At 65.1% G+C, this 21,845-nt stretch carries 20 protein-coding genes; 7 read left to right on the top strand and 13 right to left on the bottom strand.

The genetic code is table 11. The features are described from left to right. Positions 1-117: 117 nt before the first annotated feature. From gabP to RAC97_RS08120, 3 genes are all read right to left on the bottom strand, one after another. Positions 118-1,512, bottom strand: a complete 1,395-nt coding sequence (gene gabP / locus RAC97_RS08130) for a GABA permease (RefSeq protein ID WP_375098611.1) — start codon at positions 1,510-1,512, stop codon at positions 118-120. Positions 1,513-1,968: 456 nt separating this feature from the next. Then, positions 1,969-2,967, bottom strand: coding sequence for a magnesium transporter CorA family protein (locus RAC97_RS08125; RefSeq protein WP_375098610.1), 999 nt, complete (start codon positions 2,965-2,967; stop codon positions 1,969-1,971). 12 nt (positions 2,968-2,979) lie between these two features. Beyond that, positions 2,980-4,458 carry a RimK family protein gene (locus RAC97_RS08120; RefSeq protein WP_375098609.1) on the bottom strand — a complete coding sequence of 493 codons (1,479 nt, stop codon included), beginning with the start codon at positions 4,456-4,458 and terminating at the stop codon, positions 2,980-2,982. A gap of 199 nt (positions 4,459-4,657) precedes the next feature. Between RAC97_RS08120 and rimI the strand changes: the two genes are divergently transcribed. Further along, positions 4,658-5,752: a ribosomal protein S18-alanine N-acetyltransferase gene (rimI, locus tag RAC97_RS08115; RefSeq protein ID WP_375098608.1), complete on the top strand. Its 1,095-nt coding sequence runs from the start codon at positions 4,658-4,660 to the stop codon at positions 5,750-5,752. Positions 5,753-5,874: 122 nt separating this feature from the next. Here rimI and gudD read toward each other — a convergent pair whose 3' ends face one another. Together gudD and RAC97_RS08105 are read right to left on the bottom strand one after the other, a co-directional pair. Further along, complete coding sequence (gene gudD, locus RAC97_RS08110) at positions 5,875-7,224, bottom strand: glucarate dehydratase (protein ID WP_375098607.1); 1,350 nt, start codon at positions 7,222-7,224, stop codon at positions 5,875-5,877. Positions 7,225-7,242: 18 nt separating this feature from the next. After that, entirely contained in the window at positions 7,243-8,592 is a 1,350-nt protein-coding gene (locus tag RAC97_RS08105) for an MFS transporter (protein WP_375098606.1), read from the bottom strand. Between the two features lie 292 nt (positions 8,593-8,884). Between RAC97_RS08105 and RAC97_RS08100 the strand changes: the two genes are divergently transcribed. Then, a complete protein-coding gene (locus RAC97_RS08100) occupies positions 8,885-9,568 on the top strand; it encodes a FadR/GntR family transcriptional regulator (protein WP_375098605.1) in 684 nt (227 codons plus the stop codon). 143 nt (positions 9,569-9,711) lie between these two features. Here the strand turns inward: RAC97_RS08100 and RAC97_RS08095 are convergent, their stop codons facing one another. The 3 genes from RAC97_RS08095 to RAC97_RS08085 all read right to left on the bottom strand — a co-directional run bounded on the left by RAC97_RS08095 (position 9,712) and on the right by RAC97_RS08085 (position 11,810). Then, positions 9,712-10,302, bottom strand: coding sequence for an HAD family hydrolase (locus RAC97_RS08095; protein ID WP_375098604.1), 591 nt, complete (start codon positions 10,300-10,302; stop codon positions 9,712-9,714). Beyond that, entirely contained in the window at positions 10,299-11,168 is an 870-nt protein-coding gene (gene tesB / locus RAC97_RS08090; protein ID WP_375098603.1) for an acyl-CoA thioesterase II, read from the bottom strand. The genes RAC97_RS08095 and tesB overlap by 4 nt, the downstream gene beginning before the upstream one ends. A gap of 72 nt (positions 11,169-11,240) precedes the next feature. Then, on the bottom strand, positions 11,241-11,810 hold the full coding sequence (locus RAC97_RS08085) for a GNAT family N-acetyltransferase (RefSeq protein WP_375098602.1): 570 nt from the start codon (positions 11,808-11,810) through the stop codon (positions 11,241-11,243). Between the two features lie 111 nt (positions 11,811-11,921). Between RAC97_RS08085 and RAC97_RS08080 the strand changes: the two genes are divergently transcribed. Together RAC97_RS08080 and RAC97_RS08075 are read left to right on the top strand one after the other, a co-directional pair. Continuing rightward, the gene (locus RAC97_RS08080; RefSeq protein ID WP_375098735.1) at positions 11,922-12,836 is read left to right on the top strand and encodes a histone deacetylase; all 915 of its coding nucleotides are present in this window, start codon (positions 11,922-11,924) and stop codon (positions 12,834-12,836) included. Positions 12,837-12,984: 148 nt separating this feature from the next. After that, positions 12,985-14,226, top strand: a complete 1,242-nt coding sequence (locus tag RAC97_RS08075) for a TIGR03862 family flavoprotein (protein ID WP_375098601.1) — start codon at positions 12,985-12,987, stop codon at positions 14,224-14,226. A 115-nt stretch (positions 14,227-14,341) separates the two neighbouring features. On the opposite strand, the gene RAC97_RS08070 is transcribed toward RAC97_RS08075, so the two are convergent. The 4 genes from RAC97_RS08070 to RAC97_RS08055 all read right to left on the bottom strand — a co-directional run bounded on the left by RAC97_RS08070 (position 14,342) and on the right by RAC97_RS08055 (position 17,989). Continuing rightward, positions 14,342-15,655 (bottom strand): DEAD/DEAH box helicase, encoded by a 1,314-nt coding sequence (locus tag RAC97_RS08070; protein WP_375098600.1) that lies wholly within the window; start codon positions 15,653-15,655, stop codon positions 14,342-14,344. Positions 15,656-15,718: 63 nt separating this feature from the next. Further along, complete coding sequence (yedA, locus tag RAC97_RS08065; protein WP_375098599.1) at positions 15,719-16,618, bottom strand: drug/metabolite exporter YedA; 900 nt, start codon at positions 16,616-16,618, stop codon at positions 15,719-15,721. A 115-nt stretch (positions 16,619-16,733) separates the two neighbouring features. Beyond that, entirely contained in the window at positions 16,734-17,213 is a 480-nt protein-coding gene (locus RAC97_RS08060) for an NYN domain-containing protein (protein WP_375098598.1), read from the bottom strand. A 62-nt stretch (positions 17,214-17,275) separates the two neighbouring features. Then, positions 17,276-17,989: a DUF2076 domain-containing protein gene (locus tag RAC97_RS08055; protein WP_375098597.1), complete on the bottom strand. Its 714-nt coding sequence runs from the start codon at positions 17,987-17,989 to the stop codon at positions 17,276-17,278. Positions 17,990-18,152: 163 nt separating this feature from the next. On the opposite strand from RAC97_RS08055, the gene RAC97_RS08050 reads away from it, so the two are divergent. Together RAC97_RS08050 and RAC97_RS08045 are read left to right on the top strand one after the other, a co-directional pair. Further along, positions 18,153-18,809: a YciC family protein gene (locus tag RAC97_RS08050; protein ID WP_375098596.1), complete on the top strand. Its 657-nt coding sequence runs from the start codon at positions 18,153-18,155 to the stop codon at positions 18,807-18,809. A 106-nt stretch (positions 18,810-18,915) separates the two neighbouring features. Continuing rightward, positions 18,916-19,419, top strand: coding sequence for a hypothetical protein (locus RAC97_RS08045; RefSeq protein WP_375098595.1), 504 nt, complete (start codon positions 18,916-18,918; stop codon positions 19,417-19,419). Between the two features lie 57 nt (positions 19,420-19,476). Here the strand turns inward: RAC97_RS08045 and RAC97_RS08040 are convergent, their stop codons facing one another. Then, positions 19,477-20,928: an HD domain-containing phosphohydrolase gene (locus RAC97_RS08040; protein ID WP_375098594.1), complete on the bottom strand. Its 1,452-nt coding sequence runs from the start codon at positions 20,926-20,928 to the stop codon at positions 19,477-19,479. A 111-nt stretch (positions 20,929-21,039) separates the two neighbouring features. On the opposite strand from RAC97_RS08040, the gene RAC97_RS08035 reads away from it, so the two are divergent. Further along, positions 21,040-21,813, top strand: coding sequence for an alpha/beta hydrolase (locus RAC97_RS08035; RefSeq protein WP_375098593.1), 774 nt, complete (start codon positions 21,040-21,042; stop codon positions 21,811-21,813). Positions 21,814-21,845 lie beyond the last annotated feature (32 nt).

Raw genomic sequence — 21,845 nt, 5'->3', positions numbered from 1 at the left:
ATACCGAGTCATGGAGCGCCACCACGCAGCATTCTCATTGAATATGCCAACGAAAAGAAGGCACCTGATGCCCAGGTGCCCTCTTTCATGCCAGCCAGGGTGCCACGAACGCGATCGCTACCCCAACGACCGCGCCGCAACCCCTCGCACATGCCCGCGGGTGGTCACGATCCCCAGGAAAGAAATGAAGATCGCCAGGCTCAGGGTCGCACTCACCTCGGCGCGGTGCTCCTCGGTGTACATCATCACCGCCAGGGCGCAGCTGATGAACCCGATCACCGCCCAGGTCAGCCAGGGGAACAGCCACATGCGGAACTTCAGCTCGGCGTTCTCGCGCTCCAGGCGCTTGCGCATGCGCAACTGGGAAATGGCGATGACCAGGTACACCAGCAAGGCGATGGCACCGGAGCTGGCCAGCAGGAACTCGAACACGCCCTTGGGCGCAAAGTAGTTGAGGATGGCGATGGCCGCACCGATCAGCGTACTGCCGAACACCGCCGCGCGCGGCACGCCGACCTTGGAGGTGCGTTTGAGCAAGGCCGGGGCGTCGCCGCGCTTGGCCAGCGAATACATCATGCGCGAGGCGATGTAGATCGACGAGTTCATGCAACTGGTCACTGCCACCAGCACCACCAGGTCGACCAGAAACCCGGCGTTGGGGATGTTCATGATTTCCAGCGCGCGCTGGTAGGAACCCACCACGGCCAGTTGCGGGTCGTTCCACGGCACGATGGAGATGATCACGAAAATCGACAATATATAGAACGTGCTGATACGCCAGATCACCGAGCGCGTGGCCTTGGCGATGTTGCGCGACGGGTCGCTGGACTCGGACGCGGCGATGGTCACAGCCTCCGTGCCGATGAAACTGAACATCACCGTGATGAACGCGCCGATCACCGCCGCTGCGCCCTTGGGCGCGAAACCGCCATGCTGCTCCATCAGGCTGCCCAGGCCGCTGACCTCTCGATTGGGCAGCCAGCCCAGCAACGCGGCGAAGCCCAGGCCGATGAAGGCGAGGATGGCGGTGACCTTGAGAATGGCGAACCAGAACTCGAACTCGCCGTACTTGGCCACGCTGAACAGGTTGGTGCAGGCCAGCAGCAGCACCGAGGCCAGGGCGAAGATCCAGCTGTCGACCTGGGGGAACCAGGCATTGAGCACGTGGCCGGCGGCCAGCGCCTCGATGGGTATCACCAGCACCCAGAACCACCAGTACAACCAGCCGATGGTGTACCCGGCCCAACGCCCGATGGCCTGGTCGGCATAGGTGGAGAAAGAACCGGTGTCGGGGTGGGCCACGGCCATTTCGCCGAGCATGCGCATCACCAGCACCACCAGGGTACCGGCGACGAAGTAGGAGATGATGGTGGCGGGGCCGGCTGCGGCGATGGCGTGGCCGGAACCGACGAACAGGCCCGCGCCGATGATGCCGGCGATGGACAGCATCGTGACGTGACGTGGCTTGAACCCTTGCGCAAGGGTGCTGCCTTCGGATTCCACGGTGTTCATTGATCTTGTTCTCTTTTTGCTGACACAAGGAAAAGGACGGGGCAGGTAAACGCTAGGAATCTCCTTTGGAAACAGTGAATTGGCAATTCACCGAAGCGCTGTAGTTGAAGTTGTTCACGCTTTGGGAGGTGGAGTGACCGCTTGGTCGGGGCCATTCAAGCAGCGAAGGGAGGGGGGAAAATGTTCCGGCGCGCCGGGAATCGGCTCGATTGCGCCACCAGGGATGGGTTGAGGTGTCTAGCACAGCATCTTCGGTGCCTGTAGCGGCCTGTTCGCGGGCAAGCCCGTTACTACAGGTTCACCGCTGTGCTCTGGCTCGACACGCCCTGTAGGGCTTGCCCGCGAACAAGCCACTACGGGCACCGGGGAGCTACCGGCCCTTATGGTCCCAGTAGAAACTCACCGCCGCCAGGATGACGATCATCGACACGATCATCAGGCCGATCTGCACATTGCTCATGGTGTTCTCCAATGGGCGATACCAGGAAACGACGGCGCGGGACGTTGCAACGGTCGCTCGGTGCGCGCCCGCCCCCGCGCCACGCGCTTGAGCACCAGCACCATCAGTACCCCAAGCGCCATCATCGCCAATATCAACAGCGCATAGGCCAGCCACCACGGCAGCGCGGCGGTCATCATGCTGAATTCCGACATGCCGCCGATGCTGGCGATCAGGTTCAGCGGCAGGAACACCACGTTGATCAGCGTCAGCTTGCGCAGCGTCTCGTTCATCGCGTTGTTGGCCAGGTTGCCGCGTGCATCCATGAGCCCGGCGAACACCGTGGAATAGATCTCGGCCTGCTTGTGGCACTGGGTGTTCTCGACGATCAGGTCGTCGATCAACGCCAGCGCCTGCTCGCCGAAGTGGCGTTTCTCGCCGTGCAGGCGCAGGCGCGCAAGCACCGCACCGTTGCTGTGGATGGCATTGATGTAGTGAATCAGGCTCTCGCTGAGGTTGAACATCTGCATCAGGTGGTGGTTCTCCAGCGACTGCTCGAAGCGCTGCTGCAACTCGCGGGCAACCAGCTTGATGACCTTCAGGTGGCCCAGGTAGTGGTGCAGGTTGTCCAGCAGGATGGCCAGCAGCACATCCCGCGGCTGCTCCAGCGCATGCCGATTGCCGAGGCTGCCCAGCACCGATGCATCAGGGGCGATCAACACCAGGCGCCGCTCTCCCAGCAGCATGCCGAACGACGACACCTGGAAGGCGAAGCTGTCGCCTCCGGTGTAGCTTTCCGGGCGCTTCCAGATCAGGTACAGCCCGTCACGGTGCGACTCCAGCCGCGAGACTTCGTCCGGGTCCAGCGCAGAGGCCAGGGCATGGGCGTCGAGGTGAAACCAGGCTTGCAACATTTCTCGTTCGGCGCTGTCGGGGTCGACGAACAGCAGCACCTCGGCGTCCAGCCCGGTGCATTCCCGCAACTGGCCGTGGGCCAGGCCATAGCGCTTGATCATGGGGCGTCCTCATTACCAGGCCTGGCCGCGGCGCTTCTGCTCCAGGCGGCGGATGAATTCTTCGAGCACCAGGGTGTAGAGATCGTCGTGCAGGTAGGCGTCCTCGATGCCGGCATCGAGGTTGGGGTTGTCGTTGACCTCGATCACTACCACGCGCTCGCCTACCTGCTTCAGGTCGACGCCGTAGAGCCCGTCGCCGATCAGATTGGCGGCCTGCACCGCCAGCTCCACCACCGCCCGGGGCGCCTCGTGAACGGCCAGGGTGCGGCACTCGCCATTGACCTCGCCGCGCTGGGCCTGGTGGTTGAAGATCTGCCAGTGGCCCTTGGACATGAAGTACTGGCAGGCGAAGATCGGCTTGCGGTTGAGTACGCCGATGCGCCAGTCGTATTCGGTGTAGAGGTACTCCTGGGCCAGCAGCAATACCGAGTGTTCGAATAGCTCGGCGGTGGCGACCAGCAGTTGCGCCTGGTCCTGCACCTTGATGACGCCGCGGGAGAAACAGCCGTCGGGAATCTTCAGCACCAGCGGAAAGCCCAGGCGCTCCCCTACCCGCTCCAGTTCCTGCGGGTTGTCGCGGTAGAGGATTTCGCTGGCAGGCATCGCCAGGCGGTTGCTGCGCAGCAGGTCGGTGAGGTAGACCTTGTTGGTGCACCGCAGGATCGAAGCCGGGTCGTCCATGACCACCAGCCCTTCGCTTTCGGCCTTCTTGGCGAAGCGGTAGGTGTGGTTGTCGACACTGGTGGTCTCGCGGATCAGCAGCGCGTCGTACTCGGCCAGGCGGGCGTAGTCTTTCTTGCCGACCAGCTCCACGTCGATGCCCAGCTTATGCCCGACCTGGATGAAGCGCGCCAGGGCCTGAGGGTTGGAAGGCGCCAGGGCCTCGTCGGGGTCGTGCAGGATCGCCAGGTCGTAGCGCGCCACCCGACGCGAGCGGGGCTGGCGCCAGAGCCTTCTACTGAAGCCATCGAGGGCGTTGGCGAACTGGTCCTGCTGGCTTTCACGCAGTTTGTGCAAGGCACCGGCCTTGAGCCCGGCGATATGCCAGGTGCTGGTCTTGCGAAACTCCACCAGCAGGATCGGACAGGGGAACGCTTCAAACAGTTGGCGGGCGATGTCTTGCAGGGGCTCGAGGTCGGTGCGACCGAAATACAAGGTCAAGGTGAAACCTTCGGTCTCACCGTATGGATGATGGGCCAAGGCACTTTCCAAACGGCCGGCCATGTCATCAAGCGCCAGCCCATACAGTGATTTTCGGGTCAACTCACTGATACTTTTTACCGACGGAATTACATGATGCCCGCGCGCCTCCGCCAGCAGCGAACAATAATAACCGTGGCCCAAGTATCGATAGTTTCGGCAAAGGTTTATTACCTGGACCCGCTGCCCGGAAACACTTTCACGGGGCTGTTCCAAGTACTCCTGCGCGGTCACCACATCCTCGCTAGGGAGGTAGGAAGCCCAGTCTTCACGGCGCTCGACGATTATCATCAATTGGCTTGACTTGGCATCAGTGGCCAGTGGATATATATAACCACTGTTTGCAGAAGACGAACTTTCCTCGGTAAAGCCTGATAAGGGCTCTTGAAACGAAGACATTGCTGAAGTCCTGTGTTGGAGACACACCCTTCTATTAAGCACGATGTTTTTCGAATGTCCCGTTTCATTACGCAACTTTTACGGCGGCCCTATGGAAATCGAATTTCGCCTTGCAACCACCGATGACTTGCCTGCCTTGCTGGCGCTCGAGAACCGGTGCTTCGCCTCGGACCGGCTCACCCCGCGCAGCTTCCGTTGGATGCTCGCCCATGCCCATGCCAGCCTGCTGGTGGCGCAGCGCGATGGCCAGTTGATGGGCTACGCCCTGCTGCTGTTCCACCGGGGCACCTCGCTGGCGCGCCTGTACTCCATCGCCATCGCGCCCCAGGCACGCGGCGAAGGGCTGGGCGCGCGCCTGCTCGAACGGGCGGAACAATGCGCCCTGGAACACGAACGCGCCTACCTGCGCCTGGAGGTACGCGCCGACAACCCGAAGGCCATTGCGCTTTATGAACGTCATGGCTACCGGCGCTTTGCCCAGGTCGAGGATTACTACGAGGACCACGCCAGTGCCCTGCGCTACGAGAAACGCATCGTCCAGCGCCCGGCCAGCAAGGCCCGCGCGGTGCCCTACTACGCCCAGACCACCGATTTCACCTGCGGCCCGGCCTGCCTGCTGATGGCCATGGCCGCGCTACGCCCTGGCTGGGAGCCGAGCCGTCGGGAGGAAGTGCGGCTGTGGCGCGAGGCAACCACGGTATTCATGACCTCCGGCCACGGCGGCTGCAGCCCCCAGGGCCTGGCCTTGGCCGCCTGGCGCCGAGGCTTTGGCGTGCGCCTGCAATTGAGCACCGACGGCCCGCTGTTCCTCGACGGCGTGCGCCAGGCGAACAAGAAGGAGGTGATGCAACTGGTGCACGAGGACTTCTGCGGCGAATTGCAGGAGACCGACGTGCAACGCGCACGCGGGCCTCTGGACCTGCCACGCGTGTTGGCTGAGGGCGGCCTGGTGCTGGTGCTGATCAGCAATTACCAGCTGACCCGTACCAAGGCGCCGCATTGGGTGCTGGTGACCGGGTGCGATGACGATTTCGTGTATTTGCACGACCCGGATACCGACCACGCCCGGCACCGGCAGGCGCTGGACTGCCAACACCTGCCGGTCAGCCATGGGCAGTTCCAGCGCATGAGTCTGTTTGGTGGGAAGAAGGTGCGTGCAGCGGTGGTGGTGTTTACGCGCGGGTAATGTGGGCGTAAGGAAATTTATCGACTGTGACGGCCTATTCGCGGGCAAGCCCGCTCCTACAATGGCAGCGCAACCCCTGTAGGAGCGAGCTTGCTCGCGAACACCGGCAAAGCCGGTGCCCTTCACCGCACCAGGCAAGGCCGCTTGTTATCGAAGCGCCAGCCCGAAATCAGGTACTGCATCGCCACGCTGTCATCCCGCGCCCCCAGCCCCATGTTGCGATAGCACTCATGGGCCTTCATCAACTGCTCTTCATCCAGCTCCACCCCCAGCCCCGGACGCTCCGGCACCCGTACATGGCCGTCGACGATGCGCAGCGGCTCGCGGGTCAGGCGCTGGCCGTCCTGCCAGATCCAATGGGTGTCCAGCGCAGTGATGTCGCCCGGTGCCGCTGCGCCGACCTGGGTGAACATGGCCAGGGAAATGTCGAAATGGTTGTTCGAATGCGAACCCCAGGTCAGGCCCCAGTCATTGCACATCTGCGCCACCCGCACCGAACCTTGCAGGGTCCAGAAATGCGGGTCGGCCAGGGGAATGTCCACCGCCTGGGACTGGATGGCGTGCCCCATCTGCCGCCAGTCGGTGGCGATCATGTTGGTGGCGGTGCGCAGCCCGGTGGCGCGGCGGAACTCGGCCATCACCTCTCGCCCGGAATAGCCGTTCTCGGCGCCGCACGGGTCCTCGGCGTAGGCCAGCACCTGGTGCTGGTCGCGGCACAGGGCGATGGCTTCCTTGAGCGACCAGGCGCCATTGGGGTCGAGGGTGATGCGCGCCTCGGGGAAACGCTCGGCCAGGGCGGTGACCGCCTCGATCTCTTCCTCGCCGCGCAGCACGCCGCCCTTGAGCTTGAAGTCGTTGAAGCCATAGCGGGCCTTGGCGGCCTCGGCCAGGCGCACCACAGCCTCAGGGGTCAGGGCGTGTTCGTGGCGCAGACGCTGCCAGGCATCGTCTGCGTCGGCCTCGCTGCGGTAGGCCAGGTCGGTCTTGCGGCGGTCGCCGATATAGAACAAGTAGCCGAGCATTTTCACCGCCTCGCGCTGCTGGCCTTCGCCCAGCAGCGCGGCCATGGGCACGCCCAGGTGCTGGCCGAGCAGGTCGAGCAGCGCCGACTCCATGGCGGTGACCGCATGCACGGCGATGCGCAGGTCGAAGGTCTGCAAGCCACGGCCCGCGGCGTCGCGGTTGGCGAAGGCCTGGCGCATGCCGTTGAGCACGCGCTGGTAGTGGCCGATGGGCTGGCCGACCACCAGCTCGCGGGCGTCTTCCAGGGTCTGGCGGATCTTCTCGCCGCCGGGCACCTCGCCAAGGCCGGTGTTGCCGGCGCTGTCGCGCAGTATCACGATATTGCGGGTGAAGAACGGGCCGTGGGCGCCGCTGAGGTTGAGCAGCATGCTGTCGTGGCCGGCCACCGGGACGACGCGCAGGTCGGTGACCAGTGGGGTGCCGGTATGAATCTGGGTGTGCTGGTTCATGCTCGGGTGTTCCTTCATTCAGTGGGGCTGGCTCAAGGTCGAGGGCGCCTTGAGGTCATGGCTGCTGGCGCCCTTTGGGCGGGTACGCACGAAGAAGATGGCGATGGCGGCCAGCACCGAAGTCACCGCCAGGCCGTACAGGCCGCCCTGGATGGAACCGGTGTGCTGCTCGAGCAGGCCAAAGGTGGTGGGTGCGACGAAGCCGCCCAGGTTGCCCACCGAGTTGATCAGCGCGATCACAGCCGCGGCGATACGCGCATCCAGGTAGCCCTGCGGAATCGGCCAGAACAGCGAAGACGCCGACTTGAAGCCGATGGCCGCGAAGCACACGGCGATAAAGGCGAACACCGGCCCACCGGTGGTGGACATGAACATCCCGGTGGCCGCGACCAGCAGCGCTGCAGCGACCCATGCCTGCTGGAACTTCCAGCGCGTGGCGCCCGCGGCGAAGGCGTACATGGCCAGGATCGAGATCAGCCAGGGAATGGAGTTGAAGAAGCCCACCTGCAGGTCGCTGAGGTCGCCCATGCGCTTGATGATGCTCGGCAGCCAGAACGTGGCGGCGTAGATGGTCAGCTGGATGCAGAAGTAGATCAGGCAGAACAGCAGGATCTGGCGGTCCTTGAGCAGGCTCCAGGAAGACGTCTTCACCGGCCCCGCCGCTTCACGCTCACGCTGTTCGCGGTCGATGGTGTCGACCAGTGCATCCTGCTCGGCACGGCTGAGCCACTTGGCGTCGTGGGGCTTGGAATCGAGCCAGAAGAACACGAAGAAGCACAACGCCACGGAGGCCATGCCTTCGATGAACAGCATCCACTGCCAGCCATGCATGCCCAGGCCCTGGATCTGCATCAGCGCGCCAGCCAACGGCCCGGAGATCAGCGAGGCGATGGCCGAACCGCTGAGAAATATGGCGATCGCCTTGCCGCGCTCGGCGGCTGGCAACCAGCGGGTGAAGTAGTAGATCACGCCGGGGAAGAAGCCAGCTTCGGCGACACCGAGCAAAAAGCGCAGCACGTAGAACTGGGTTTCGTTCTGCACGAACGCCATGGCAGTAGCCACCAGGCCCCAGGTGAACATGATGCGGGTCAGCCAGAGCTTGGCGCCGACCCTTTGCAGCAGCATGTTCGAGGGTACTTCGAAGAGGGCGTAGCCGATGAAGAACAAACCGGCACCGAAGCCATAGGCGGCGGCGCTGATGCCCAGGTCGCTTTCCAGGTGCGGGCGGACGAAGCCGATATTGACGCGGTCCAGGTAGTTGACGATGAACATGATGACGAACAGCGGCAGTACGTGGCGCTTGACCTTGGCCACGGCACTGGCGAGCACGTCGCCGTGCCGTGCAGACGGATCGAGGGTGTCGCTCATGGGAGTCTCCCACTGATTGTTTTTATTGAGGGTACTGGTAGCGGACGGGCAGTTGTCTGACATCCAGATGGGAGAGAGCATATTCTTCGAAAGGTTGTACGACAAGATGCTATCGAGCAGCTAAAAGCCAGAATACAAGCCGTTATCAGGGAAAAAATCGTGGAAATTACGGCGAACGTTTAATTTAACAAGGCAATATGGTGGGCAATATCGGAGTAAAAATAATCTTCCCATCAGACTTGTCATACAAGTATGCTGCCCGCACTGACCTTCAACCTCCAGGGCCAACACCATGACCCGCAGCCACACCCGCGCCCATGACCTGGTCTCGCGCCTGACCCAGCAGATCCTGTTGGGCACCTACGCCCCCGGCGACAAACTCCCCTCGGAAAATACGATCGTGCGCGACCACGGCGTTAGCCGCACCGTGGTCCGCGAAGCACTGTCCAAGCTTCAGGCGGCAGGCCTGGTGGAAGCCCGCCATGGCATCGGCACCTTCGTCATCGAGCGCCAGGCACGTTCCGGGTTGCGCGTAGGCGCCGAGAACGCCGCCAGCGTGCGCGACCTGCTGGAGCTGCGCATCGGCCTGGAAGGCCAGGCCGCCGCCCTCGCCGCCTTGCGCCGCGAAGAACGCCACCTGGTGCAGATGCGCCAGGCCCTGGACGACTACCAGGACCTGGCCGCCGCAGGCGACAGCTGCATCGAGGCCGACCGGCGCTTCCACCTGCTGATCGCCGAAGCCACCGGCAACCTGTACTTCAGCGAAATGATGGCGCAGCTCGGCACGGCGCTGATCCCGCGCAACCGCATGGCCCTGGCGCAACGAGCCGGGGCCAACCTGGCGGGGCATGCCTACCTGGCGAATCTGGAGCACGAAGCAATCCTCAATGCCATCCGTCGGCAAGACCCGGACGCGGCGCGGGCCGCGATCTGCCTGCACCTGTCCAACAGTCGGGATCGCTTGTTGCCGGAGTGAATGGTCAGTGGGAGCGGCCTCGTGTCGCGAAAGGGCTGCGTAGCGGCCCCACGATGCCAGAGATGATGCTGTAGGGGCTGGGGCTGCTTTGCATCCCTTTCGCGACACGAGGCCGCTCCCACGAGCTAGCAGACTAGATTGCGTCAGCGGAGCATGTTGCGCAGCGCGGTGCAATCCGCCGCATGCCAATCAACCAACTCCGGCCAGGGGTTGTCCGGCAGGTTCACCAGCACCGTACGCGCCCCTGCCGCACGGCCGCAGTCCAGGTCGAAGCGATAATCCCCCACCATCACCAGTTCGCTGGGCGCCACGCCCCAGGCGCGGGCGATCTGCAGCAGGCCATCGGGGCTGGGCTTGGGCGCGGCTTCGTCGCGGCCAAGGATATGCTCCACCGGGAAACACTCCGCCAGGCCAATCGCCTCCAGCGTCACATGGGCCAGCTCCCGCGCATTGCGGGTGAGGATCGCCAAACGGCAACCACGGGCGGCCAGCTCGCGCACCAACGCCACCGCGCCCGGGGCTGCCGTGGAGGCAATGGCCAGGTCGCGCTCGTGCTCGAGCAGCCAGGCATGCTTGGCCTCGGCCTCCGGCCTGGGCAGGGCGGCCAGGTGGGTGAGGATGTCGTCCTCGGCGGGAATGCCCAGCGCCTGGCGAATGGCTACGAAGTCATGCACCGCCACCGTGAGGGTGCCGTCCATGTCGAACACCCAATGGCGGATAGCGCCCAGGCTCATGCCCAATCCTTGCGATGGCGGATCAGGCCTTCCTGGGTCGACGACGCCACCAGCTGCCCGGCGCGGTTGAAGATGCTGCCGCGGGTGAAGCCGCGGGCATTGCCGGCCCATGGGCTGTCGGTGGCGTACAGCAGCCAGTCGTCGGCGCGCAGGTTGCGGTGGAACCACAGCGCGTGGTCGAGGCTGGCGATCTGCATGTCGCGCTGCCACACCGACTTGCCATGGGGTAGCAGCGCAGTGGTCAACAGGCCGAAGTCGGAGGCGTAGGCGAGCATGTATTTGTGCAGCGCGGGGATGTCCGGCAGGTTGCCGTCGGCGCGGAACCACGCGTATTTCACCGGGTCGCCCGGCTTGGGGTCGAACGGGTCGCGCTCGGACACCGGGCGGATCTCGATCGGCTTGGCGCACAGCACCTTGTCACGGATGCGCTCGGGCAGCTTGTCGGCCATGGCGCGGGCCAGTTCGACCTCGCTAGGCAGGTTCTCCGGGCCAACCACATCGGGCATCTGCGCCTGGTGCTCGAAGCCTTCCTCGTCGTACTGGAACGAAGCGCTGCAGGTGAAGATCGGCTGGCCCTTCTGGATCGCCGTCACCCGGCGGGTGCTGAAGCTGCCGCCATCGCGCACGCGGTCGACCGAATAGACCACCGGCATGCTGGCATCCCCTGGACGCAGGAAATAACCGTGCAGCGAGTGCACATGGCGCGCATCCTCGACCGTCTGGCTGGCCGCCGACAGCGACTGACCGAGTACCTGGCCGCCGTACAACTGGCGAAAGCCCAGGTCCTGGCTACGGCCACGGAACAGGTTTTCCTCGATCGATTCGAGGCTCAACAGGTCGACCAGGTCGTCCAACACATGGCTCATCGGGTTTCTCCTACGGGCATCAGGGGCCAGATGATACAGAATTTGTCGGCGTTTCCGCGCATGGCGGGGCGGTCAACCCCGCAGGTTGTTCTGCCAGCGCGCGCGGTCGATGCGGTACAGCACATGGGGACGCAGGGCATGCCCAGGCGGCAGGCGCGGGTGCTCGAAGGCGCCGTGCGGGTCGTGGACCATGCCAATGGCCTGCATGACCTTTTGCGACGGCAGGTTCTGTTCGCTGGTGAACGACACCACTTGGTCCAGGTGCAACTGGGCGAAGGCGCAGCGCAGGCAAGTCCAGGCCGCTTCGCTGGCAAAGCCCAGCCCCCAGTGGCGCCGGGCCAGGCGCCAGCCGATCTCCACGGCCGGGGCGAAGGGCGCATCGAAATTGACGTTGAGCAGGCCGGTCATGCCGATGAATGCACCGCTGTCCTTGCGCTCCAGGGCCCACAGGCCATAGCCGTATTCGTTGAAATGGCCACGCACGCGGCCAATCAGCGCCGCCGCCTCCACGCGCGTCAAAGGGGCCGGGAAATAGCGCATCACCTGGGGGTCTGCGCACAATGCGGCGAACTCACGCAGGTCGTCGTCCTGCCATTGGCGCAGCACCAGCCGGGCGCTTTCCAGTTCGAGGGTCGGGGTCATCAAGGGCTCCGCAATGAAGGTGTCGCACGTCTACAGGTTAGCTGCTGCATGGCTTGCCCCGCGAACGCGATGACGGCCATCATCAGCGCTGGCCCGCCACGCGACTCGACCATGCACCTGCCTCTGATCTACCACGAAGACTACAGCCCTGAGTTCCCTGCGGACCACCGCTTTCCCATGGACAAGTTCCGCCTGCTGCACGATCACCTGGTCGACAGTGGGCTGACTACCGACCAAGCCCTGCTGCGCCCGCAGATCTGCTCCAACGACATCCTTGCCCTGGCCCACGACCGCGCCTACATCGAGCGCTACATGAACGGCGAGCTGTCGCGCGAAGACCAGCGCCGCCTGGGCCTGCCCTGGAGCGAAGCGCTGGCGCGGCGCACCGTACGCGCCGTCGGCGGCTCGCTGCTGAGCGCCGAGATGGCCCTGCAGCACGGCATCGCCTGCCACCTGGCCGGCGGCACCCATCACGCCCACTACGACCACCCGGCGGGCTTTTGCATCTTCAACGACCTGGCGGTGATCAGCCGCTACCTGCTCGAAGCCGGGCGCGTACAGCGGGTGCTGATCTTCGACTGCGACGTGCACCAGGGCGACGGCACCGCGCGAATTCTGCAGGACACCCCCGAGGCGATCACCGTGTCGCTGCACTGCGAGCAGAACTTCCCGGCGCGCAAGGCCCACAGCGATTGGGACATCCCCCTGCCGCGCGGCATGGGCGATGCCGACTACCTGGAAGTGGTACATGACGCGCTCAACTACTTGCTGCCGCTGTACCAGCCAGACCTGGTGCTGTACGACGCCGGGGTCGACGTGCACAAGGACGATGCCCTGGGCTACCTGCAACTGACCGACCAGGGCCTGGCCGCGCGGGACGAAGCCGTATTGCGCCACTGCCTGGGCCGCGACATTCCTGTGATGGGGGTGATCGGCGGCGGCTACAGCAAGGACCGCAAAGCCTTGGCGCGCCGTCACGGCATCCTCCACCACAGCGCTGCACGGGTACTAGGTTGTGCACAATGACTGTGGAACCGCCTGTGGATAACCTGCGGGAAAGCGGCTACAGCCCTTTAACTGCCTGATCCGCAAGGGTCTGTTCATTTTTTGTACAGTGCCTGCACGCCCATGGCTGGGGTAGAATGCGCGCTCTTTTCCACAGCCTGCCGCCGCCATGACCGACCCTCGCTCCCCTACCCGCCCCTTGGTTGCCGTGATCGGCGGCGGCCCCGCCGGCCTGATGGCCGCCGAGACCCTGGCCCAGGCCGGGGTGGCGGTCGAAGTGTTCGATGCCATGCCCTCGGTGGGGCGCAAGTTCCTGCTGGCGGGCGTCGGCGGCATGAACATCACCCACTCCGAGCCCTACCCGGCGTTTGTAGCGCGTTATGCCGCACGCAGCAGCGAGGTGGATGCCCTGCTGCAAGGCTTCGACGCCGATGCCCTGCGCCAGTGGATTCACGGCCTGGGTATCGAGACCTTTGTCGGCACCTCCGGCCGGGTGTTCCCCCGCGACATGAAAGCGGCGCCGCTGCTACGCGCCTGGCTCAAGCGCCTGCGCGATGCCGGGGTGGTTATCCACACCCGTCACCGCTGGCTGGGCTGGAACGCCGATGGCTCGCTGCGGGTGGCTTATCCACAGGGTGAACTACAGGTACGCGCCGATGCCGTGGTGCTTGCCCTGGGCGGCGCCAGCTGGGCGCGCCTGGGTTCGGACGGCGCCTGGCTGACGCCGCTGGCCGAGCGGGGTGTGGATATCTCGCCGTTGCAGCCGAGCAACTGTGGCTTCGAGGTGGCGGGCTGGAGCGAGGTGCTGACCCGTAGGTTCGCCGGTGCGCCGTTGAAGAACATCGCCTTGAGCCTGCCTGGCACGGCGCCGCGCAGGGGTGAATTCATCCTGACTGCGCAGGGTGTGGAAGGCAGCCTGGTATATGCCTGGTCGGCACCGCTGCGCGAAGCGATCAACCGCGACGGGCGGGCAACGCTGTTGCTCGACCTGCTGCCGGACCGGCCTGTGGACAAAATCGCCCAGGCCCTGGCCAAGCCGCGCGGTTCACGGTCGATGGCCAAGCATCTGCAGGGCCAGTTGGGTATCGATGGGGTGAAGGCGGCGCTGCTGCGCGAGCTGACCGGCCCCGAGACCTTCGCCGACCCGCTGCGCCTGGCCCAGGCGATCAAGGCATTGCCGATGGAGCTGGTGCGCACGCGGCCGCTGGACGAGGCGATCAGCACGGCGGGCGGGGTGCGCTTCGAGGCGCTGGATGAGGGGCTGATGCTGCGCCATTTGCCGGGGGTGTTCTGTGCCGGGGAGATGCTGGACTGGGAGGCGCCGACGGGGGGTTATCTGCTGACGGCTTGCTTTGCCAGCGGTTTGAAAGCCGGGCGGGCGGCGGCGGCTTGGCTTGAAGGGAAAGGCTGAAAAAACCCAGCGGCTTCTTCGCGGGTAAACCCGCTCCTACAGGTATTGCGCCGCTCTCAAGGGCAGTGCAGAACCTGTGGGAGCGGGTTCACCCGCGAAGAAACCAACACCAACCTCAAGGCTTGCGCTTGTTGAAACTCGGCACCTTGCGCACCGCCTTCACTGGCGCCGCCGGCTCGGCACTGCTGTCCATCCACTTGCCCAACCCACGCTTGGCGCTGTTCTCCTTGGGCTTCTTGGGCTTTTTCGGTTTCTTCAGTACCTGGCCATTGGCATCGGTCTGCGGCACCCGGTGATCGGGAATGAAATCCGGTTCTTCATGGCGCGGCAGGGTCTGGCGTGTCAACGTCTCGATCGCGGCCAGCAACTGCACCTCGTCGGCACACACCAGGGAAATCGCTTCGCCCTTGTTGCCCGCCCGCCCGGTACGGCCGATACGATGCACGTAGTCTTCAGCGTTGATCGGCAGGTCGAGGTTGACCACCAGCGGCAGGTCGTCGATATCCAGGCCTCGGGCAGCCACGTCGGTCGCCACCAGCACCTGGATTTCACGGGCCTTGAAGGTATCGAGCGCACGCTGGCGGGTCGCCTGGGGCCGGTCGCCATGAATACCGTCCGCGTTCACGCCCTCGCCCAGTAGACGCTCCACCAGCTGGTCCACGCCGTTGCGGGTCTTGGCGAACACCAGCACCTGCTTCCAGCGCTGCTTGCGCATCAGGTGCACGAACAGGTCGGCCTTGCGCTTCTTGTCCACCGGCACCAGCCATTGCTTGACGGTGCTGGCGGCGGCGTTGCGCGGGCTTACCTCGATGCTCAGCGGGTCGTTCAGGGCAAGCCCGGCGAGCAGGCGGATCTGCTCGGAGAAGGTGGCCGAGAACAGCAGGGTCTGGCGCTTGCGCGGCAGCGCGGCGTACACCGCCTGCAGCTCTTCGGCAAAGCCCAGGTCGAGCATGCGGTCGGCTTCGTCGAGCACCAGGGTCTGCACCTGACCGAACTTCACGGCGTTCTGGCGGAACAGGTCGAGCAGCCGGCCAGGGGTGGCCACCAGCAGGTCGACGCCGCGGCGCAGACGCATCATCTGCGGATTGAGGCTGACACCGCCGTACACCGCGTAAGTGCTCAGCGGCAGGTTCTCGGCGTACTGGCGGATATTGGCGTGCACCTGCTCGGCCAGCTCGCGCGTCGGCACCAGCACCAGCGCGCGGATCGAGTTGCTGGCCACCTTCTCACCTTCCAGGGCCAGGCGTTGCAGCACCGGCAGGGCAAAGCCCGCGGTCTTGCCGGTGCCGGTCTGGGCGGCGGCCATCAGGTCGCGGCCGGCCAGTACGGCGGGAATGGCCTGGGCCTGGACCGGGGTCGGGGTGGTGTAGTCCAGCTGCTGCAAGGTGCGCAGCAGCGGTTCGATCAGGCCGAGCTTGGCGAAATTCATGGCAATACCGTGTAGGGGTTCAGCGACGGCGCGCAGTGTACCTGAGGGCCGCGCTTCGCGCCCCTACGAGGCACGAACGGCAGGTACCTTGCGCCACTGCGGCAGGCCGATCAGGACCACCGCGCCGACGATCACCGCCATGGCCATGCACTCCTCGGCACCAATGTGCTCGTCGGCGAAGGCGATGCCCAGCAGCACCGCCACCACGGGGTTGACGTAGGCATAGCTGGTAGCAGCTGCAGGGCGGACGTTCTTGAGCAGATACAGGTACGAACTGAACGCGACGATCGAGCCGAACAGCACCAGGTAGGCCAGTGCGCCCCAGCCCGCTGCGGTGGGCATCTGGGTCAGGCGCTCGCCGCTGAGCGCACTGCCCAGCAGCAGCGCGGCGCCGCCTACCAGCATCTGCGCGGCGCTGGCCATGGCGCCCTGGGGCAGCGGCAGGCTCTTGCTCCACACCGAGCCAAAGGCCCAGGCAGCTGCCGCGAACAGGATAATCGCCGCGCCCATGGGGCTGGCCTGCAGGTTGGAACCGAGATTGAGCAGGCCGATGCCGGCAAGGCCGAGGAAGATGCCAGCCCACTCCAGGCGCGAGTTGCGGTGCCCGAACAGCAGGCCGAACAGCAAGGTGAACAGCGGCACGGTCGCCACCGCCAGGGCCGCTACGCCCGAGGCCACACCGGCATGCTCGGCCAGGGTCACGCCGCCGTTACCGCAGCTGAGCAATAAGAAGCCGATCGCCCCTGCCGAGCGCCACTGCGGCCAGGTCGGGGCCGGCACACCGCGCCAGCGCAGGAAGGCGTACATCAGGCTACCCGCGATGACGAAACGCACCCCAGCCATCAACAGCGGCGGCCACGACTCGATACCGATGCGAATGGCCAGGTAGGTGGAGCCCCAGACCAGGTACAAGGCCAGGAAGGCGCCAATCAACAGCAGCGGGAAACGACGGGGGGCAGTCATGCAGGGTCACTCGAAATCCGTTTACAGGTGACCCAGTTTAAGAAGGGCATGACGCAAAATTAAGTTACAAAACCGGTTTAAAACACCGCAACACTTTGCAGGTGAACACAGGCACTCAGTGACGCAGCAACAGCTTGCCCTCGATCGGCACGTAGCGGTTGGCCGCACGGATCAGAGAAAGCGCGGTCAGCCCCGGCACCCCGTACACCACCGTCTCGGTGCCATGGCGTTGCACCACACGCTCCATCAGCAGGTCGAAATCGCCATCACCGGAAGCCAGCACCACCTGGTCGACCCGCGCGGCGGCATCGATCACATCGAGGGTGATACCTACGTCCCAATCGCCTTTGGCCGAGCCATCGCTGCGCTGGATGAAGGGTTTCAGGCGCACATCGAAACCCAGGTTGCGCAGGATGCGCTGGAACTGCTGCTGCTTGCTGTCGCCGCGGTCGATGGCATAGGCCACCGCCTCGACGATCTCGCCTTCGCGGCTGACATCGGCCCACAGGGCGGTGTAGTCGAAATGGCAGCCGTGGGCCTGGCGCACGGTGTAGTAGAGGTTCTGCACGTCGGCGAACAGCGCGATCTTCTTCAACCCCAGGCACCTCGTTGCACGAAGAAAGGGGCGCAAAGCGCCCCTGGATGCCACGCAGTATGTCAGACGAAGCTGTCGTCGTCCGAGAAGAAGTCGCCGCCGCTGTCGTAGTCGGTGTCGGCCAAACCGCCCTGGTCAGCGTTCCAGTCTTGCTGGTCGGCGACCTGCTGTTGGCCGCCCTGCTCATTCCAGCCACCGCTGTCGCTGGCGGGAGCGGGCTCCTCGCGGATCACCTCGGTCACTTCTTCAGGTTGTGATGGGTGCCTGAACAGGCTGCTGATGCCCTGCGCCAGCAACACCCCACCGGCCACGCCCGCCGCCGTCTGCATGGCGCCGCCGAGAAAGCTGCTGGCACCGCCACGGGCCGGGGCGGCGTTGAACGCCTGCTGCTGTGGCGGCTGCGCTTGAACGGGGCGCTGGGGCGTATCGCGCCAGCCACCCGCGCTGGGCGGCGCCACCGAACGCTGGGGCTCGGCTGCGCGGTTGCTGCTGCCGAAGATGCTTGAAAGGAAACCACCCCCGGAAGGGGCGGCCGGCTGCTGCGCGCGGGCCTGCTGGAGCTCGGCCTGAAGCTGCTTGTTCTGCTCGTCCAACTGCTTGAGCGCCGCTTCCTGTACCAGGATTGCCTGGGCCATGTAGTACGGCGCCGCGGGCTGCTGGCGCAGATGCTCCTCGATACGCGCCTGGGCCTGCGCATCGCGCGGCTGGCTGGGGTTCTCGGCCTGCTTGATGCGGTTGAACAGGCCGTCGATCAGGGTTTGTTCTTCAGTATTCATGGCTACCTCTCGTGCCGGGCGAAACGGCGGACAAGGTCAAAGATGGGGGGCCTGCTACAGGGATTCAATCACGCTCCTGATGAAACTTTCTTCAGCAGACCGTGCGACCAGGCCTGCTACTGGGCTAAAGTTAGGCCCTGCTTTTTCCATACGATGTAGACCCATGAACCCGCTGAACATCCTGCGCGACTCCCTGTATTTCTTCCGCCGCCACCTCGCCAGCATCGTCCAGCTGTGCCTGCCGCTGGTGGTGCTCGAGGCCCTGAGCACCCAGCTGCTGTACAGCCAGCTGGGCGAGCAGGCCTCGCCCGCCTACGGCATGCTGCTGGGCGTGCTGTTCTATCCGCTGTACAGCGCGGCGTTGATCCTCTACCTCGATACCCGCAGCAACGGCCAGGACACCCGCAAGCGCGACCTGTTCGCCCGGGCCGTGCAGCTGTGGCCAACGCTGGCCTTGCTGATTCTCATCAGCTCGCTGCTGATCGTGGCGGGCCTGGCGCTGTTCGTGCTGCCCGGTATCTGGGTGATGATCAACCTGGTGTTCGCCGAGTACCTGCTGGTGCTACGTGGCTTCCCGGTGCTCCAGTCGATGCGCGAGAGCGCGCGCATGACCAGCGGCAACTTCATGCGCATCCTGCTGCTGGTGCTGGCCGTGCTGGCGCCGCTGTGGCTGCTCGACGGCCTGCTGCTGGCCGCCTTCAGCGAGCCGCAACCAGCGGTACAGCTGGCCCTGAGCAGCCTCAGCGGTTTCCTGCAACTGTTCAGCACCGTGGTGTTGTACCGCCTGTTCATGTTGCTCGAGGGCCAAGCCGGCGCCTGAGCCGGTACCCTCAGGGGTGCTGTTTCCAAATCGTCTCGTCCAGGCCGGCCCGTACTCTGGACGCGGGTCGGCGAAGCCTTCGCCGACATCGCGCAGAGGTATCACGATGGACGACGAATGGACGAATTTCTGGGCGCGGCACGACGACAGCTTTCTCGGCAGGATCTACACGCGGGAAGCCCCGTCCCGCGACAGGGCGGTCTACCTGAGCCGCTTCACCGACCGTGTTGGCAAGGCGGTCATAGGGCAAAGCGACTGGGTGATCGCTGGCCTTGAACAGCAAGCCTATACGTTTCGCTTCACACTGCATTCGCAGAGCGCGGATCGCTTGCACTTCATGATCACCGGCAGCGGCGCCGACCAGGACAAGAAGCTGGGAATCAGCCGCAATGGCTACCTGGGCCTGTATTACTACGCCGATGTCACGGACTTCCTGAAACTCGAGGCGCTGGAATGGCAAGACCACGGGGTGCTTGGCCGCCTGCGTGACCATCTGGGCCACCAGGTCAAGGCGACCCACGACCCCAATGTCGCGACCCCGCGCTTTTCCTACTTGAATGTTCAGCAGGGCGAGCCCCTGACCTTCTTCATCGAGCGGGTGCTCACCTGACCCGCCTACCTCGCCTTCCAGCCATAACGGGCCGTGCATCACGGCCCATCGTGCCGGTCACAGCAGGCCCAGCGTGAGCGCCTTGAGGGTCGCCGCCGCACGGGTCGTGCACTCGAGCTTGCGGAAGGTGCTTTCCACATGGGTACGCACGGTACTGGGGCTGATACCCAGCAAGCGCGCGGTTTCCTTGTTGCTGTTGCCCAGGCTGATCAGCCGCAGCACCTCGCTTTCACGCTCGCTCAGCACGCCATTGCTCGCCTTGCCCACCTCCAGCTGACGCTCGCCACGCGCGGCAGCAATCACCGCTTCGCAGCACTGGGCATCGAAACGGCCCTTGCCTGCTTCATCCCGTAGCACCTGGGCAGCCGTGTGCTCGTCGAACGCCGGGCGCCAAGGCCGCTCGCCACGCAAGGCCTGCCAGGCCAGGGTCGCCGCCAGCAGGCGGTGCTCTGGTTGCAGGCTCTCGGCGCCCACGCCCCGAAAATAGCCACTGCCATCGAGCCTTTCATAGGCATGGGCGGCCAGTGGCCCGATATCGGCAAGTGCCGGCACCTGGGCACACACGCGCTGGGTCCAGTAGGGCACCAGGTGAGTCTGGTCGCGGTCGCTTTCCAGCAGGCTGCCCGGCGTGTTCCACAACCGGTTGGGCACCGCTGCGCGGCCCATGCCGTGCACCAGCGCCGCTCGGCCCAGGCGCTCGCCACTGGCTTGTGACAGATGCAGCAGGTCGGCCGCCTGGCGGGCCAGTTCGGCGGCGGCGCGTGAGTAGCCTGCCAGCCATGACAACTTCAGGTCGATGACATCGCCCAGCAAGGTCAGGCGCACCGGCGCCGGCGTGCCGCTCGCGGCCACGGCCTGGCCAGGTGCCTGCAAGCTGTGCAGCCAGTCCTCGGCATGGCGCGAGAGTTCGGCCACCAGGGTGGCCGGGTAGCGCCGGTCGGCCTGTTCGGCGATCCACGCCAACGCGGCCTCCACACCATGCACGCGCGAGAGAATTTCCAGATCCCCCGCCAACACTACCTGGTAGACCACCTCGGGAATCTGCGGGTGGCTCAGCCCGTAGGGCCGGCCGCTGCCATCGAAATGCTCGAACACATGCCGCAGGCCCTGCTCTACCGGCTCGGCCAGCGCCAGGGCCACTGCTACCTCACCGGCCACCTCGCAGTGCACCCGGGCCAACGGCGAAGTCTTGCGCATCGCTCGCTGCCCGGCAGGGCCGAGGGTCTGGCTAAGCATGGCCTGGCGCCCCAGCACGTCGTCACCGAGCAAGCGGGTGAAGCCTTCGGCGTTGGCCGTGCAGCCCGACCAGCGCAGCAAGGCGACGTGGTCGGCCACCTGCAAGTGCTCGCCGGCGCCGGCACAGTTGTGGGCCAGCAAGCGCGCAAGTCGGGCGGTGCGGCGCGACTGGTCGATGGGTTGGCCCATGCTCAGGTCGCCGACCATGGACAGCGCCAGCAGGGCGTCTTCGAGGGGGATGCTATCAATGGCAGGCAATGAGGTATCGGACATGAGGCTTCCATGGGTTCACGGTCGATCGGTAGCCAGGCTCGGACAATCGACCGATACCCAGGCAAGCGCGCACTCCCGACAATCACCACATCAACCACAGGAGGCACCGCCATGTTCCGATTCAAAACGCTTGCAGCCGCAATGGCAATGACCGCGTCGATCTTCACCGTGGCGGCCAGCCACGCCGACACCGCCAAACCCTCGGTGGTAATCGTCCACGGCGCCTTCGCCGACGGCTCCGACTGGGCCAAGGTAGTGCCGCTGCTGCAGGCCAAAGGCGTCAAGGTCACCGTCGTGCAGAACCCGCTGACTTCGCTGGCCGAGGACGTCGCCGCCACCCGCCGCGTGCTGAACAACCAGGACGGCGACGTGGTGCTGGTCGGCCACTCGTGGGGCGGCACGGTCATCAGCCAGGCAGGTACCGACGCCAAGGTACGTGGGCTGGTGTACGTCGCAGCCTTCGCCCCGGACGCAGGCCAGGCCACCGGCCAACTGGGCAAGGGCTACCCGACCCCGTCCGGCATCGCGCAGATCACCCCTGACCGCAACGGCTACCTGTACCTGACTCCGCAAGGCATGGCGACCGACTTCGCCCAGGACCTGAGCGCCGCGCAGACCGCCATCATGACCGCCACCCAGGGCCCGATCCGCGCCTCGGCGTTCGAAGACAAAACCAGCGCCGCGGCCTGGACCGGCAAGCCGTCCTGGTACCTGGTGGCCGGTGAGGACCGCATGATCGACCCAGGCCTGCAGCGCGACTTCGCCAAGAAGATCAAGGCCACCACCACCGAGCTTGCCACCAGCCACGTACCGCAGCAGTCCAAGCCTGCGGAAACGGCCCAGGTGATCCTCGATGCCGTGAACAAGGTTGGCCAAGGCAAGTGATGCCTGGCCCAGGGGCCCCTCGATGCATCGCG

Source organism: Pseudomonas sp. LS_2, from assembly GCF_042709235.1.
Taxonomy (GTDB): domain Bacteria; phylum Pseudomonadota; class Gammaproteobacteria; order Pseudomonadales; family Pseudomonadaceae; genus Aquipseudomonas.
The sequence above is the reverse complement of the archived record's forward strand: the minus strand, read 5'-3'. Positions and strand labels throughout refer to the sequence as shown.

What these genes read in the sequence shown, in the direction of transcription:
- gabP (WP_375098611.1), bottom strand. Translation starts at nt 1,512, where the DNA reads ATGAACACCGTGGAATCCGAAGGCAGCACCCTTGCGCAAGGGTTCAAG.
- RAC97_RS08075 (WP_375098601.1), top strand. Translation starts at nt 12,985, where the DNA reads ATGACCGACCCTCGCTCCCCTACCCGCCCCTTGGTTGCCGTGATCGGC.
- RAC97_RS08080 (WP_375098735.1), top strand. Translation starts at nt 11,922, where the DNA reads ATGCACCTGCCTCTGATCTACCACGAAGACTACAGCCCTGAGTTCCCT.
- rimI (WP_375098608.1), top strand. Translation starts at nt 4,658, where the DNA reads ATGGAAATCGAATTTCGCCTTGCAACCACCGATGACTTGCCTGCCTTG.
- RAC97_RS08035 (WP_375098593.1), top strand. Translation starts at nt 21,040, where the DNA reads ATGTTCCGATTCAAAACGCTTGCAGCCGCAATGGCAATGACCGCGTCG.
- RAC97_RS08100 (WP_375098605.1), top strand. Translation starts at nt 8,885, where the DNA reads ATGACCCGCAGCCACACCCGCGCCCATGACCTGGTCTCGCGCCTGACC.
- RAC97_RS08105 (WP_375098606.1), bottom strand. Translation starts at nt 8,592, where the DNA reads ATGAGCGACACCCTCGATCCGTCTGCACGGCACGGCGACGTGCTCGCC.
- RAC97_RS08095 (WP_375098604.1), bottom strand. Translation starts at nt 10,302, where the DNA reads ATGAGCCTGGGCGCTATCCGCCATTGGGTGTTCGACATGGACGGCACC.
- RAC97_RS08050 (WP_375098596.1), top strand. Translation starts at nt 18,153, where the DNA reads ATGAACCCGCTGAACATCCTGCGCGACTCCCTGTATTTCTTCCGCCGC.
- RAC97_RS08070 (WP_375098600.1), bottom strand. Translation starts at nt 15,655, where the DNA reads ATGAATTTCGCCAAGCTCGGCCTGATCGAACCGCTGCTGCGCACCTTG.
- gudD (WP_375098607.1), bottom strand. Translation starts at nt 7,224, where the DNA reads ATGAACCAGCACACCCAGATTCATACCGGCACCCCACTGGTCACCGAC.
- RAC97_RS08045 (WP_375098595.1), top strand. Translation starts at nt 18,916, where the DNA reads ATGGACGACGAATGGACGAATTTCTGGGCGCGGCACGACGACAGCTTT.
- RAC97_RS08120 (WP_375098609.1), bottom strand. Translation starts at nt 4,458, where the DNA reads ATGATAATCGTCGAGCGCCGTGAAGACTGGGCTTCCTACCTCCCTAGC.
- RAC97_RS08085 (WP_375098602.1), bottom strand. Translation starts at nt 11,810, where the DNA reads ATGACCCCGACCCTCGAACTGGAAAGCGCCCGGCTGGTGCTGCGCCAA.
- tesB (WP_375098603.1), bottom strand. Translation starts at nt 11,168, where the DNA reads ATGAGCCATGTGTTGGACGACCTGGTCGACCTGTTGAGCCTCGAATCG.
- RAC97_RS08125 (WP_375098610.1), bottom strand. Translation starts at nt 2,967, where the DNA reads ATGATCAAGCGCTATGGCCTGGCCCACGGCCAGTTGCGGGAATGCACC.
- yedA (WP_375098599.1), bottom strand. Translation starts at nt 16,618, where the DNA reads ATGACTGCCCCCCGTCGTTTCCCGCTGCTGTTGATTGGCGCCTTCCTG.
- RAC97_RS08040 (WP_375098594.1), bottom strand. Translation starts at nt 20,928, where the DNA reads ATGTCCGATACCTCATTGCCTGCCATTGATAGCATCCCCCTCGAAGAC.
- RAC97_RS08055 (WP_375098597.1), bottom strand. Translation starts at nt 17,989, where the DNA reads ATGAATACTGAAGAACAAACCCTGATCGACGGCCTGTTCAACCGCATC.